Annotated in this window: 8 protein-coding genes; 4 read left to right on the top strand and 4 right to left on the bottom strand. The window is 35.9% G+C overall.

Features of this window, described 5'->3' with window-relative positions; translation table 11 throughout:
- Nucleotides 1-50: 50 nt before the first annotated feature.
- The 3 genes from AC1D0K_RS05005 to AC1D0K_RS04995 form a co-directional block, all read right to left on the bottom strand.
- Entirely contained in the window at nt 51-548 is a 498-nt protein-coding gene (locus AC1D0K_RS05005) for a UpxY family transcription antiterminator (RefSeq protein WP_295721237.1), read from the bottom strand.
- Nucleotides 549-706: 158 nt separating this feature from the next.
- Entirely contained in the window at nt 707-1,858 is a 1,152-nt protein-coding gene (locus tag AC1D0K_RS05000) for a hypothetical protein (protein WP_477442529.1), read from the bottom strand.
- Nucleotides 1,855-2,247: a hypothetical protein gene (locus AC1D0K_RS04995; protein WP_295721241.1), complete on the bottom strand. Its 393-nt coding sequence runs from the start codon at nt 2,245-2,247 to the stop codon at nt 1,855-1,857. Before AC1D0K_RS04995 ends, AC1D0K_RS05000 begins: the two co-directional genes overlap by 4 nt.
- A 632-nt stretch (nt 2,248-2,879) precedes the next feature.
- On the opposite strand from AC1D0K_RS04995, the gene AC1D0K_RS04990 reads away from it, so the two are divergent.
- Complete coding sequence (locus AC1D0K_RS04990; protein WP_477399771.1) at nt 2,880-4,190, top strand: patatin-like phospholipase family protein; 1,311 nt, start codon at nt 2,880-2,882, stop codon at nt 4,188-4,190.
- Between the two features lie 19 nt (nt 4,191-4,209).
- Nucleotides 4,210-8,226 (top strand): cache domain-containing protein, encoded by a 4,017-nt coding sequence (locus tag AC1D0K_RS04985; protein ID WP_477442527.1) that lies wholly within the window; start codon nt 4,210-4,212, stop codon nt 8,224-8,226.
- A gap of 32 nt (nt 8,227-8,258) precedes the next feature.
- Here the strand turns inward: AC1D0K_RS04985 and AC1D0K_RS04980 are convergent, their stop codons facing one another.
- Nucleotides 8,259-8,759, bottom strand: a complete 501-nt coding sequence (locus AC1D0K_RS04980; protein ID WP_477399967.1) for a DUF4231 domain-containing protein — start codon at nt 8,757-8,759, stop codon at nt 8,259-8,261.
- Between the two features lie 147 nt (nt 8,760-8,906).
- Between AC1D0K_RS04980 and AC1D0K_RS04975 the strand changes: the two genes are divergently transcribed.
- Together AC1D0K_RS04975 and AC1D0K_RS04970 are read left to right on the top strand one after the other, a co-directional pair.
- Nucleotides 8,907-10,616, top strand: a complete 1,710-nt coding sequence (locus AC1D0K_RS04975) for a hypothetical protein (protein ID WP_477463011.1) — start codon at nt 8,907-8,909, stop codon at nt 10,614-10,616.
- Between the two features lie 38 nt (nt 10,617-10,654).
- Nucleotides 10,655-14,074, top strand: a complete 3,420-nt coding sequence (locus AC1D0K_RS04970) for a leucine-rich repeat domain-containing protein (protein WP_477397237.1) — start codon at nt 10,655-10,657, stop codon at nt 14,072-14,074.
- Nucleotides 14,075-14,131 lie beyond the last annotated feature (57 nt).

Here is a 14,131-nt window from a genome sequence, read left to right as displayed (position 1 = left end):
AATAAGGGCATTCAAAATCAGGAACAATAGCCAATAGTAACTATTTTACATTAACATTTCCGGAGGCATGATGAACAAACCTCAATAGAAAGTGATTGGTTAATTGAATTTAAATGCACTCCTACTCTTTCTTTTCCGCGTTTAAAAAACAGTTTTCCCTGCAATCCTGTAAAAGGGCCTTCAACAATCATTACATCATCTCCCTGAATAAGGTTTGGTTCCAGCTCAAAGGCCACTTTTTCAAATTTCATGATGTTTAAAATTTCATCTTCAGTCATTGTTGCTGGCTTGCCTTCAAACGTAATAAACTTCAAAATGCCACCGATACTTAATAGCTTAAAGCGATCGTTTTCGGTTGAATTAATAAAAACATAGTTAGGAAACATAGGTACCTGCAATTCCTTCCTCCGATCGCTCCACTGCCTTATTACTTTTTGCAAAGGCAGGTAAGCTTTGATCTTTTTCCTGGTTAATTCATTATATATTCTTTTTTCGAGATTGGGAAAAGTATAAATAATGTACCAGTTATTTTTTAAAGCAGTTTCCATAAAAATGATAAGTATAGATGTATTTTAAGAAATTGCAGGCTTTTAATCAGTTATAGATATGACCCGATAACTTTTATAAAAAATATTTCATATTTAAACTATACGTTAAAATTGGGCATCTTTAATAACAAGTGAAATAGCCATTTATAACTATTTTATCATTTATCCGGCAGATTTATTTTCTCGGAACCAAAGCCCCAGTTTATACTAAACAATGCTATCGACTTGCCCAGTGATTCGAAATTTTTTCCGAACGCGCCTGTTAAAATGATGTTTTCAGTTATCTTATAAGTAACAATACCAACAGTTCTGTTTTCGTTGCCTCCCCTGCCATTTATGTACCGGTACAATGACTCAACACCCAATGAAAGGTCGTCCAGATCGATACCAACCTTACCTCCCACATCAATATTGTTGGTTTTCACAATATTATTGTTTTCATCTTTTGCAAAATTATCCCATAAAGACCGTGCTGAAAAGCTAAGGCTTACATAATTATTTGAAGGTTTGTTATTTGTGCCAGCCAATTGCGCGTAATATGATAGTGTACTCCATATACCTGTACGCCCGCTTTTCCATGGTTCATTATCTATACCATAGGTGGCGTAAGCCCCGGCAAAATCCCATACAAATTTGGGTTTTTGCTTATATAGATCGCCAATTTGCTTTGCCAGATCCAAACTTTTATGGCCTTTTTTCTCCATGTAGTTCTTTAATAAATTATCTAAATCTAATTGTGTGCTAACCGATGTTTTTTGGTTGTTAAAGTCTTCCAGATCTTTTTGCGCAGCGTCATGCCATTGACTTATTAAATTATTGATTTTTTGAGCATACCCGGATTGCGGCACTTTTATCAAGGTAGTTTTTATTCCTAATGCAAATACTTTTTGAGATACATCCACATTATCAGGAATAAGATCCTTATGGATAAATGACACCGATAAACTTGTAAACTTTAGTCCCGAAAAAATATCTTCACTACCTATTTTTAACTTTTGATCCTCACCTATTTTAGTATTAAGCCCCACTGCCGCGTAAACACTCTTTCCATCGGGATTGATAAACCAGTAAGGTGCAAACTCAGCCGAATAATTATCCGGGAAGCCAGAAGATGACTTATCAAAAGATTGGGCTAATCCTAAAATAAACTTCCTTGGCGTATTTGGCGTTTGTACCAATGAGGGAGTTAAATCAGTAAGGATAAAACCTGGTGAATTAGGAAGGGCAAGATCCTGCAATTTTACTCCCTCCTGCGCATTTGTAATTAAGGCTAATAACAAGAATGCGCTAAATGATATTAACTTTTTCATATTAAATCAATTGGTTTAGCTAACAGCACTGTAGTAAAATCATCATCTACACTTTTTAACGGATCAACATAGGTTTGTAAGCCGTCTGATCCACCGCTTAAAGTATAGGTTGCATCAATATCATTATATGCGTTTTTTCTATCTTCCAATGACCCAATAAGATCAATTTTGGTCAAAATGGTAAGTCGCTTGTTTTGAATATCTGACGCTTTTCCAATAGCTTGAGTAATGATATCCCCAGATGCATCCTCTGATTGAGCAACGGAGATACCCACAGTAGGCGGATCAACAATCTTAATTGTTGCACTGGAGGCGGCAAGGCCAAACGTAAAGATATTAACAGCCAAACTTATCTGGTGCTCATTATTCCCGGTTTCATAGGTTTCCATAACTATTTTTTTTGTAGACACTCGTCAGTATCAATGTATGTATTGATACTGAAATTTAGATTTAAGTATTTGATTTATAAATCTATAAAGTTAAAACAACTTAATAAATAGTTATTAATAACTATTGCATGTATCTATGATGTTTAAGAGTTTTATAGTACATAAACCTTAAATAAAAAAGACATCGGCCTTTTAATTTACCGTACAGCGTTAATCTTTTTTAATTATAAAAGTGTTTTTTATTTAAGATGGCAACAGCGTAAATCCGCTGTGCAGTTTGATCTGGTATACCTGGATAATTTATTCTTTAATTAATAAAAAAGGAGGTACTATGTTGGGATTAAAAATCATTGAGGTGCAATTGGCGTAATCTTTATATGTAACCCAATAAGTATTTTATGCAAAGCCAACTGCCAGGATACAGAACGATAATTAAATCATTGAACGGCAAGTACTTAGTACTCCATCCAACAACTTCTACAAGATAAACCCCGAACCTTGCTTTTAAGAGGTTTTTTACATATAGCATATTGGCTCCCCCCGCAAATAGCTTTTAACAACAAGTTGATTTATCACTAATACACCTGAAGAATATATAATGTTAAACCTAATTCATAAAACCAATTTTCAAAATGGCATATAAAATACTTTCATTAGATGGCGGCGGCTCCTGGGCCCTGATACAAGCCCGGGTACTTAAAGATATTTATGGTGATGTTTCGGGGCATGAAATTTTACGCCAATTCAACCTCGTTATTGCAAATTCAGGAGGTAGCCTTGTTTTGGCTTCGCTATGCAACAACATGTTAATTAGTGAGATAATCTCTGTTTTTGAAGATGAAGGTAAACGAAAACAAGTTTTTTCAAAATTATCCTTCTGGGAAAAATTAAAATTTAAAAATATTGCAAGCCTTACCAATGTGCTTGGCCCCAAATACAGCACCGATAGAAAGCTAAGCGGACTCAAAAATGTATTGAATAAATATGATAGCCTTATTGTACAAAAAAAGGCTACCAAGCCTATTTTAGATACCTACTTAAATGAACTGCCGGCTATCATTGGCAAAAATGATTTACAGATACTTGTTGCCGGCTTTGATTATTTTAGGCAAAGAGCGGTTTTCTTCAGATCAAACCCGGCAAGCAAGACAGGTTTTAATAACGGAAAGTTTTACCAGGTAAGCCTGGCTGATGCTATACATTCATCAAGTAACGCGCCTATTAACTATTTTGATTCGCCTGCAGCAATTACTACCAACTTACTTGGTGGAAATGACAAACGTAAAACCTGGTTTTGGGATGGCGCAATATCCGGTTTTAACAACCCGGTACTTGCGGGCTTTATAGAAGCCAGGACAAATAATCCCGACTTGCCACTAAGCGACTTCAAAATTCTTTCGTTGGGAACAGGTACTGGTGGTGAAGCCATTATTGCCGACTATCAAAATTCAACCGATCCTGTAATTGCCGCTATTTATAATAAAAACAAAGGCAACAAACTGGCCATTACAGACAACAGCTCTTCGTTTTTTGCCGATATAAAAAAATTGTCGACCAGTATTGTGGGTGACCCACCCGATTCTGCCACATTTATAACATATGCCATGATTGATCCTTCATTAAGTAATGACGCTTGTTTGGTGAGGATAAACCCGTGCTTAAAACCGATATTAAACCCGGATACCCAAATATATGAGGCACCTGATGTTTATAAAAACGACCCAAACGGCAGCGCTGATTTCGTTGCGATAATGGATCTTGATATGGATGCTGTAGATAATGATCAAGTTGACCTGATTAAACGCCTTTGTGATAAATTCATTGTAAACGGGCTGGGTTTGTGTTTACCTAATCAGTTAATACGCGGCGATGGTGCAGGTGTTCACCTGGGGTTTGATACTTACAAAGCAGCTAAAGAAAAATGGCTGAGCAGCGGTAAGTAAGGACGATAAAATTAGTGCAATGAAAAATAGATTTTCATTTAGTCGTAACCAAACGATTGTATTGGCCACTTTATTTTTTGTACTGGTAATTGGTGCAATTTACTTTTTTATCTATGTTCCAAATAACCAAAATGAATTAGAAGCTCAGCGCTTTAGGTGTTTGCAAAATATCGAAATAAACATACAATCAAAAGTTGATAATTCTATTGCACTTTTAAATACCATACTTAATACATATGAATTAAACCATCCCCTATACAACCGTGAAAGATTAAACAAGTACCTTGAACGTTATCCCCGCAAAAACTTCATCCTGGAGCCTATAAAACCGGTGCAGGAGCCAGAAGATAGGAACAAGGTAAATACCTCAACTGATAGCCTCTGTAAAGTAGAGTTTGATAATCGCAGGCTAACTATTCACCTGCAAAAGGGAGGCTACTTTATTCATATGAGGTATACCTTAAAACAGTTTATTGACCCTTTGCTTACCAACGAAATATTTGACCAGTATATTTTTCTCAGGCAAAAAAACATCATCTACCAAACGTTTCCCAGCGGGATAACAACCATTGTTCCTGACTCGTTAAAATCTGATAAAAGTGCTTTTTTAGAGGGACAGGTAAAAAACATACACTTAAGCGGGAACGACTATAAGATTTTTTCACAAAGGCTAAACATCAATGCCGATTCAGTAATCACTGTATCGGGGTTACTTACTACCAAAAACTATCAACAGGAAAGAAATAAGCTTCCTGAAAACATAGTTCTTTTACTATTAACAATCGCAGCCGCTGCTATACTTGCTTTACCCTGGTTAAAACTTTATCAAATGGGAAATAAGGACAGGCTGACAGCAGCAGATGGAATATTTTCATTTGCAGTATCTATGCTATTGGTATCATTACTGTTCTTCGCTTTCTTTAAATACAATTCCCTTTTCAAAACCGAGTATCGAAAATCAAGAATCAGTAGATATATAGCTGATAGCTTAAAGTATCGATTCGGTATCGAGGTTGCTAAGGCTTATCATATTTTGGACAAAGCAGATCTATTGATGAATGATCAAACCACCATAGCCACCACAAATAATCCCGGGGAGAATGTCACCTCCAATATTTATGATCAGGACAATAAGGTGGTATTTCCTGATATTCAAAACAAATTAAAACAACTTACCAAGGATCTAAATATGAACCAGGTCTACTGGTTAGATAATAAAGGTACCGAAGTAAAAGGCTGGTACACAAAATCAGAACCGGCGCCTCCGGGCAATTATGCATACAGGGATTATTTTATTAAACTTCGTGATCACAGACCATTTTATCTGGATAATGACCCCAGGAAGCCATACTACTTTGAGCAGGTAGTATCCTGGACGTCGGGAGCATTTACTTCTATTTTGTCCAAGCCATCAATAAATAAAAATTCTCCTTATGTAGCTATATCAATTAATTTGACAAGTCTTGATCATGCTATTTTACCTGCTGGCTATCTTTATTGTATCATCAACAACCAGGGAAGGGTATTATATCATATTAATCCAGCTAAAAACCTTAATCAAAACCTGTTTGAAGAGCTATCGGATTATCAAAGTCTGAAAGCCAGTATAGATGCCCATACCGATAAATACTTTGAAACAAGGTACTCTGGCAAACAATACATAGCTTATGCAAGTCCAATTCATGGCCTTCCTTATTACCTTGTAATACTTGAAGATAAATCGTTTAAGAACATTCGCGATATCAATAACTTTAGCTTTAGTTTTTCTATGCTATTTGCCTTTTTCTGTATCATAGCAATGATACTAACGGCTGTCTTTTTGTTTTCCATCAAAAAAATCTACTATAAAAAACAATATTTTGATATATCCTGGATCGGTCCCAACGATTGTTTTCACCAGCAGTACAACTTGGCCGTATTCTGTAACCTGATTACTATTGCACTACTCATCATTTGGTGTAATTACACCAGCTTTCTACAGTCCTTTTTTATTCTTTTAGTTTCGGGCACAGCGGCTATTCTTTTCATAAACTATTTATACTCTGCATATTATAAAAAAAACAACCCTGAGTTATATAAGCAAAAAAGAAATGCATCAATTGCGCTAAGCGTCATTATTGGTCTTATAAATGTTACCACATCTATTTTAACAGAAGTTGTGCCGCTGTTAACCTATGAAGTTACCTTATTTATTCTTTTAATATTAACCAGGAAAATCCACACTGTTCTTTGCGAGAAAGATTTAATTAAAAAATTAAAAATTTGGAATTTTAGTACCAGCTATTCGTTAATGACATTTACCCGCATTATAATTACCAGCGGCTTGCCAGTAGCCCTGTTTTACACTTCAGCATTTAATTACGAAACAAAACTTATTGCACGTTACAGGCATACTCAATTTATCAAAAACATTATAGCACAAAACCCTCTGCTACTAAATAATTATCCACACAATAATATTTATCGGGATAGCATTTGGATTAACACGTACAATATTGTGTCAAAAAAACCTCATAGAGAAAAGTTTGTAGATAATTATCATGCAACAACCCTATTTAACCAGTTAACTATTGATAAAGAAAATCTTATACCCGGCATTAAGGAGCTATATCACTTCCCTCCGGATAGTTTATGGACATACACAGCATTATTTACAAAAGGTGAAAATTATACCGACTATAAAAGATCGGCAAACTCCTACCTGGTAGTCAAATCTGACACTATCCAATACAGCTTACCTGGAATTACAATGGATAGAAAATGGTACTTGGGCGTAACTTATTGGAGTTGTTTTTTGTGTTCTTTGCTGCTTTTTTGGTTTGTATTTCATCATATTTTAAGAAAGCTGTTTGCCTTAAACCTGCCTAATGAAACCTATTGGGAAAATATTGACAACCTGCTGTTAACCGATAATCAACTTAACTCATTACTTTTCATAATCGGCTCTCCGGGTTCTGGTAAACTGGATAGGGTTATGAACTTAATACATGAACATAAAATTAAAGGGAAAGATGCCTCAACCATAGCTTACCCTGTTGGTGAAACTTCAAATAATTGTTTGATTGCTGATATGATACATATCCCCAATGATGAAAACAACATGGGAGCACAAATAGAGTGGAATAATTTAAAAACCGCAGTAAAAGATGCCCGGTACTCGTTGATCATTGTAAACCATTTTGAGTATGATATTAAAAACCCGGCTACAAACCGCTTAAAACTCAACTTTTTGGAGGATTTAATGCAAAGAAATAGTGCAAAGGTTTTTATAATTTCCACAGTGCATCCGGTAGATTTTCTGGATTCATTAAATGACCTTGAAAAATATAAAGATGAGGAAAAAAGGCTGCCAGAACATGACCTGGAAAGATGGCATGTATTATTAGGACATTTTAAGATCGTGATAAAAAAATTAGACCCCGGTAACCTAAAGATAGAAGAGCATATGCCTTTATGGGAAAAAACAATCTTGTATGAAACAAACAATGGTCACTTTTTTAAAAAGCTGCAACAACCAATAATAAACCAGCTTAAAGCCGATAGTAAAGGAAAAATGCCGCCAGATAGTGACGCATTATCATTTAAATTAGGAATCACAGCTCACTATTTTTATATGTACATGTGGCAGTCATTAACTAAAGAGGAAAAGTTTCTGCTTTATGACCTTGCCCAGGATGGCCTTGTAAATCCATTTGATGAGTATAACCTCACTTTACTACTTAGCAAAGGATTAATTGTACAGGAAGGAAGTGTTCTTAAACTTTTTAACAGGGGCTTTCGATATTTTATTCTTACCGCGATAGGCAGCTCAGAAGCCATGAAAATAAAAAACCAGATTAAAGATAATGGCAACTGGAATAAATTAAAAACCCCGCTCCTGATATTGATCATTGCTGTTTTAGCGTTCCTTTTTGCCTCGCAACAAGAAGCTTATTCTACACTCATTAAATACCTTACAGTGATAACAGTAGGCATACCAACGGTACTTAAATTATTCTCTTTCTTTGATAATACGGCGGCGTCAAAAAGCCCTTAAGGCAATTACCACCCCACAAAACTCTTCCGTCACTATTTTTTCGAAATAGGAGGATCAACTGATTTGTCTTGAGTATTTGGAATACTTTTTGCCGGCGGCCATTGAGCATGTTCAGTATCTAAAATTGCTTCTATTCTTGTAACAAAAACTGATTCCCGGTCCACATCATTTGCAGCATAAGGCCCAATATTGAAGTTGTAATAATAAATTTCGGGTTTTAGTTTTTCATATGTTGATCGATATTTGATCCATAACTCCTGGTAATTAAAGGTCTTTAAACCAGTTGTTAAAATTGCTACTATACTGGAAACTGTTACAACCAGGATATTTACATTTATAAGTGGATAAATATTAATTGCACCGGATTTTACGCCATTTAAAGCAGCTATAACAGGAGTTAATGCTGATAAAATAATTAACACCCATTGAAACTGCTTATACTTTTTTTGATTTTTTGCTGAGGCCTGCTGATAATAATCCATTTGTTTGATATAACGGTCTTCAACGTATTTATCAAAAGTAATTTGGTCCATTTTACAGCGGATTTGATTATTTAAATATAACGAAAAGGCTTTATTATAATAAAAAATTAAAATAAATGAGAATTAAAAGAGCAAGCTTGATATTTTTTGGTTTTACTAAATATAAAAATTAAATTAATCAATTATTAATAACCTGTCATGTTACTTAAAACAATCAAAATTTTCCTCGCTTCTTCTTCCGAATTGAAGGCGGACAGGGATGAATTTCGAATTTTTATTAGCAGGGAAAATGACAGGCTACACAAACAAGGGATTTATCTTGAAATACTTCAGTGGGAATATTTTCTTGATGCTATATCTGATACCCGACTTCAAAACGAATATAATAAAGCCATCGGCGAATGTGATATCGTGCTTTGCCTTTTTTTTACAAAGGTAGGAAAATACACTGCCGAAGAATTTGACACCGCTTACCAGGTTTTTAAAAATACGGGCAAACCCCAAATATGGACCTATTTTAAAGATGCGCCTCTTAATTCGGGATCAATTACCGAGGAAATTAATACGTTACTGGCCTTCAAGAAAAAAATTAGTGAACTGGGGCACTTTAAAACAGTGTATACTGGCATTGATAACTTAAAATATCAATTTAAAAGCCAGCTGGATGACATTTTACCGGTTATAATCATGCCGGACGAATCTCTACAGAAAACTGTGGCGGAAGTTAAAACTTCGGCAGATGAACCCAAACGAAATTCCTTTAATGAAATACTCACCCGCCGTTTGATGGAAGGTATCAGGATTTACAGCCCCAGGGCAGAAAAATTCTTAGAAAATGCTTCAAGGATGGCAACCGACTGGGAAACACAAAGCCGTTTCAGCGACCCCGCCAAAGAGATTATTGCCTTCAGCTTTGTAGGCGTGTTAGGTATCCAACTTCGTAAACTGATGGCAATTGGTAAAGAGGAGTCGTCGGTTAATAAATTTAAAAAATACCTGGAAAACTGCCAGCTCACCGCAAAAAGAATTCTTCAGCTCTTATGCTTTTCACTTATTTCAAAATTATGGGATGACAGAAAGGATAAAGACTATATTCTTACTCCTGACCAAACTATTATCTGCAAGAATTTTTTTGAAGATGAATTCGAGCTGGACATCAATGGTCTCGTCAGTTTATTAAAAACCCTTATTACAATTTTTATCGATAATGAACTGGATTTCCCTATAACAGAATTGAATGAGTTTTCAACAAACCTGCATGCAGAAAGCGATTTTTTAAAGGCATGTTCCGGATTACAGGCTGTCAATATTTTGCAGGATAACTCTTCCTTTACAGAATCAGACTGCACGGAAGCAGAAATACAATTAACAACTGTTCTGGAAAATTTAAAATTTCTTGTTAACTACAGGATGGTGTCTATTAAATCCATCGGCTACTTCGAAATGCGCAACACCAAACCTCATTACCTATATAATTACACGGTTTTAGGTATTGACAATAAATCCAATGTTAACCAGGAAAGAGTAAATTATGCTGAAACGCCCATAAATACTGATGCTGTATTACTTTATAAAGGAAGCTACCAACAGAACCTCAATCTTTTTCCATTTGTAATTGATGTAAATGCCCTGGCATTTGAAGGTGGCGCAAAAATATGTTTTTATGCTTCACACAATAATACTGATGAAAGCTTAAATTATATTTTTTTGGAGGATAATAGTGTTGTAAATATTGCCAATACCGGAACGGTAAAGCCCGGTATTGATTTTAATGAACTATTGCTCGATCCAAAAAAGTTCAGGGATATGCGTTTCGACAATGTGTTTAATCTTTTTAATGAAGCTAAAAGAGCGGTTACAGGAATAGAAGACGACGATAAAGAAGATGATTTGAGCCATCTTTTCTAAAATGATCCTATCGGTTAATTTCAACAGGAGGCTATCAAATGAAAAAATATCCTTTTAAATTTTTAGATGCATACAGCAAAGAAGATACAGGCATATTTTTTGGCAGGGACGAGGAAATTAATACCCTTTATGAAATGGTATTTCAATCGTCCATTTTGCTGGTCTATGGCGCCTCCGGTACAGGAAAAACAAGCCTGATTCAATGCGGACTGGCCAGTAAGTTCCCATCGCATGATTGGCTGGCATTAACGGTACGCAGAGGTAATAATATTAACGCGAATTTTGAAAAAGCGCTGGCTGACGCGGGAGGTACTTTTGTGGCGGAACAGGACAATATGGATTGGCTTGCTGAGGTAATGGAGGAAAAAGAAGTTATATCAACTCCCCCATTGTTAACCCCGCTGGCGCAGGCGTTTAAAGCTATCTACTTAAACTCTTTTAAACCTATCTATCTCATTTTTGATCAGTTTGAAGAGCTTTTTATCCTTGGCTCAAAAGAAGAGGAACAACAATTCATTACCATAGTACAGGAAATATTGCAGATAGAACAGCCTGTAAAAATGATTTTCTCGATAAGGGAAGAATACCTGGGATATTTATACGATTTTGAAAAGGCGGTACCACAACTATTACGTAAAAAATTGCGGGTTGAGCCTATGAACCTCAACAAAGTACTGCAGGTAATTGAGGGGGCTACAAGTTATAAAAACTCCAATGTACGGTTGAAAACTGATGAGGCCAATCTGATTGCCGAGAGTATTTTTGAGAAAATAAAGGATAAAGAGAAATCACTGACCATACAACTACCTTACCTGCAGGTTTTTTTGGATAAATTTTACCTGAAAATAACGGGAGACGAGACCCGGCAGCGAGAAGCCGTATTTACCGCAGAGGCGTTGAGTACGATTGGAGACATTGGCGATATACTACAGAATTTTTTGGAAGAGCAGGTAGCTGGCATCAGCAAAAAGCTGAGCCAGGGAGATACAATCATTCTGCCGGCAACCATCTGGAATATACTATCTCCATTTGCTACTCTTGAGGGGACCAAAGAACCTATCAGAAAAAAAGGGCTATACGAACGGCTTCCAGATATAAACGCCATATTGATTGATGCTGTTGTAGAAGCATTTATTAACGGCCGGATATTACGTTATACAGAAGATGTTGACCTATATGAATTGGCCCATGACTCGCTGGCCCAACGGATTGCCGAAAAAAGAAGCGACGAAGAAATTGCGTTGCTTGAAATAAAACGCCTGGTAAAAGCCCATACCTCTTTAAAAGCAAATGCGAGGGAATTATTTTCGGAAAAGCAATTGAACTTCATCGAACCTTTTTTGGGCAAACTGCAGCTCACTGCCGAAGAAATGGCATTAATTGATGAAAGCAGGGAAACAGTTGCAGGCTACAAAGAGAAAGAGAAACAACAACTGGAAAAGGAAAAGCGGGATTTACTTGAAAGACAACGGCTATTAGAAAAAAATCAAAATTCGCAAAAGCGCTTTATTTGGGTGATAAGCTCCGCGCTTGCCGTAATGATGATAATAGCCATATGGGCAATTGGTAAAAAAAGACAAGCTGACAATGCGGAAAACAAAGCTGGAATAGCTCTTGCTGAAGCTAACAATGCTAAAACCGCTGCAATAAAAGCGCAGGACTCAACCAGGTTGGCTCTTGAAAGGGCTAACACTGCTAAAATTATTGCAGTAAAAGCCCGCGACTCAACCAAAATAGCCCTTGCAAATGCCAATGAATCAGAAAAAATTGCAAACACACAAAAAGAAAAAGCAGAGCAGGCAAAAAAGAATGCAATAAATGCTGAGGATTCCACCCAAACGGCCCTTGTTCATGCAAAGAAGCTGATCAATGCCTTTTATTTTTATCATGGAAACCTCGCTTTGGCACAAGGCTCAAATAAAGCATATGGCTTTATCGACAAAAACGGAGATGCTGCAATTAATTATTTGTATAAAAACGTGGAACAGTTTGACTATAGCGGCTTTGCTAAAGTTAAAAAAGTTGTAGGGGGGAGAACAAAAAAGACAGTTGATTACTTAATTGATACAGCCGGTTTAGAATACACAGTAGCATACAATTTAGAAGATTTAAACGAACGCGTTGTCGCATTAGATTTGCGCAATCAATATTTGGGAAAATTTCCGGCTGAAATATTCAAATATCCGCAATTACAAATTATTCTATTTGGTCACAATTATATTAAGGAATTACCTGCTGAAATTGGCCAATTAAAAAACCTGAAAAATTTAGATCTATCAGGTAACGGCTTGCATAATTTGCCTCCTGAAATTGAGCATTTAACTAATTTGCAAAACTTAGATTTGCATAATAATTCATTGGAATTTGAGCACACCAAAATAGGACGGCTAAAAAACTTAAAGATCTTAGATGTAAGCGACAATCTATTGCAGAGTTTACCTCCCGAAATAAAGCAATTAACAAAGCTGCAAGACCTAATATTAACAGACAATAACTTACAAAGCTTGCCTCCCGAAATTGGGCAATTAGCAAACCTGCAAAACCTCGATTTACATCATAACAGTTTAGAGCATTTGCCAGCCGAAATAGGACAGTTGCATAAACTAAAGACTTTAAATTTAGGGAAGAATGAATTGCAAAGTTTGTCGCCCCAAATAAAGGAATTAAAAAACCTGAACACATTGGATGTAAGCGAAAATGGTTTGCAAAGTTTGCCTGCCGAAATTGGGCAATTAATGAACCTGCAAAACTTAAATTTAAATCATAATAAATTAGAGCGTTTACCTATCGACATAGGAAGGTTAAAAACACTGCAAAGCTTAGATTTATCAAGCAATTTATTGAAGAGCTGGCCCACCCAAACAGCGGGGCTAAAAAACTTAGAAACCCTGGATGTAAGCGGAAATGGATTGCAAAGTTTGCTTCCTGAAGTTGGGCAATTAACAAACTTGCAAAATTTAAATTTGAAATATAATGGATTAGACCGATTGCCTGCAGAAATAGGACGATTAAAAAAAATGCAAAATTTAGATTTATCAAGTAATGGTTTGCAAAGCTTGCCTGCTGAAATTGGGCAATTAACCAACCTACAGAACTTAAACCTGGAATATAATAAATTAGCGCATTTGCCCATCGAATTTGCGCGGCTGAAAAGACTGCAAAATTTAAATTTTCGTCATAATTTAATGAAGAGTTGGCCTACTCAAATAGAGAAATTAAAGAATTTAGAGACCTTGGATATAAGCAATAATGGATTGCAAAATTTGCCTGCCGGAATAGGACAAGTAAAAAAACTACGCCAACTTTTTATTGCAGATAATCATTTGAATAACATTCCTCCCGAAGTAGGTCAGTTAAAAAACTTAAAAATGTTGTTCCTGTTAGGGAATGTTATTTCAGAACCTGCATTAAAAAAGATCAAAGAATTATTACCGCAATGTCAGATTACAAGTGACTAATTCCCCTTCATCCCCCTCATCAAGAAAAAGCAATAGGTTTTCTCGCTTTTTACTGGA

The organism is Mucilaginibacter sp. P1_A3, from assembly GCF_056406855.1.
The sequence above is the reverse complement of the archived record's forward strand: the minus strand, read 5'-3'. Positions and strand labels throughout refer to the sequence as shown.

What these genes read in the sequence shown, in the direction of transcription:
- AC1D0K_RS05005 (WP_295721237.1), bottom strand. Translation starts at nt 548, where the DNA reads ATGGAAACTGCTTTAAAAAATAACTGGTACATTATTTATACTTTTCCC.
- AC1D0K_RS05000 (WP_477442529.1), bottom strand. Translation starts at nt 1,858, where the DNA reads ATGAAAAAGTTAATATCATTTAGCGCATTCTTGTTATTAGCCTTAATT.
- AC1D0K_RS04995 (WP_295721241.1), bottom strand. Translation starts at nt 2,247, where the DNA reads ATGGAAACCTATGAAACCGGGAATAATGAGCACCAGATAAGTTTGGCT.
- AC1D0K_RS04990 (WP_477399771.1), top strand. Translation starts at nt 2,880, where the DNA reads ATGGCATATAAAATACTTTCATTAGATGGCGGCGGCTCCTGGGCCCTG.
- AC1D0K_RS04985 (WP_477442527.1), top strand. Translation starts at nt 4,210, where the DNA reads ATGAAAAATAGATTTTCATTTAGTCGTAACCAAACGATTGTATTGGCC.
- AC1D0K_RS04980 (WP_477399967.1), bottom strand. Translation starts at nt 8,759, where the DNA reads ATGGACCAAATTACTTTTGATAAATACGTTGAAGACCGTTATATCAAA.
- AC1D0K_RS04975 (WP_477463011.1), top strand. Translation starts at nt 8,907, where the DNA reads ATGTTACTTAAAACAATCAAAATTTTCCTCGCTTCTTCTTCCGAATTG.
- AC1D0K_RS04970 (WP_477397237.1), top strand. Translation starts at nt 10,655, where the DNA reads ATGAAAAAATATCCTTTTAAATTTTTAGATGCATACAGCAAAGAAGAT.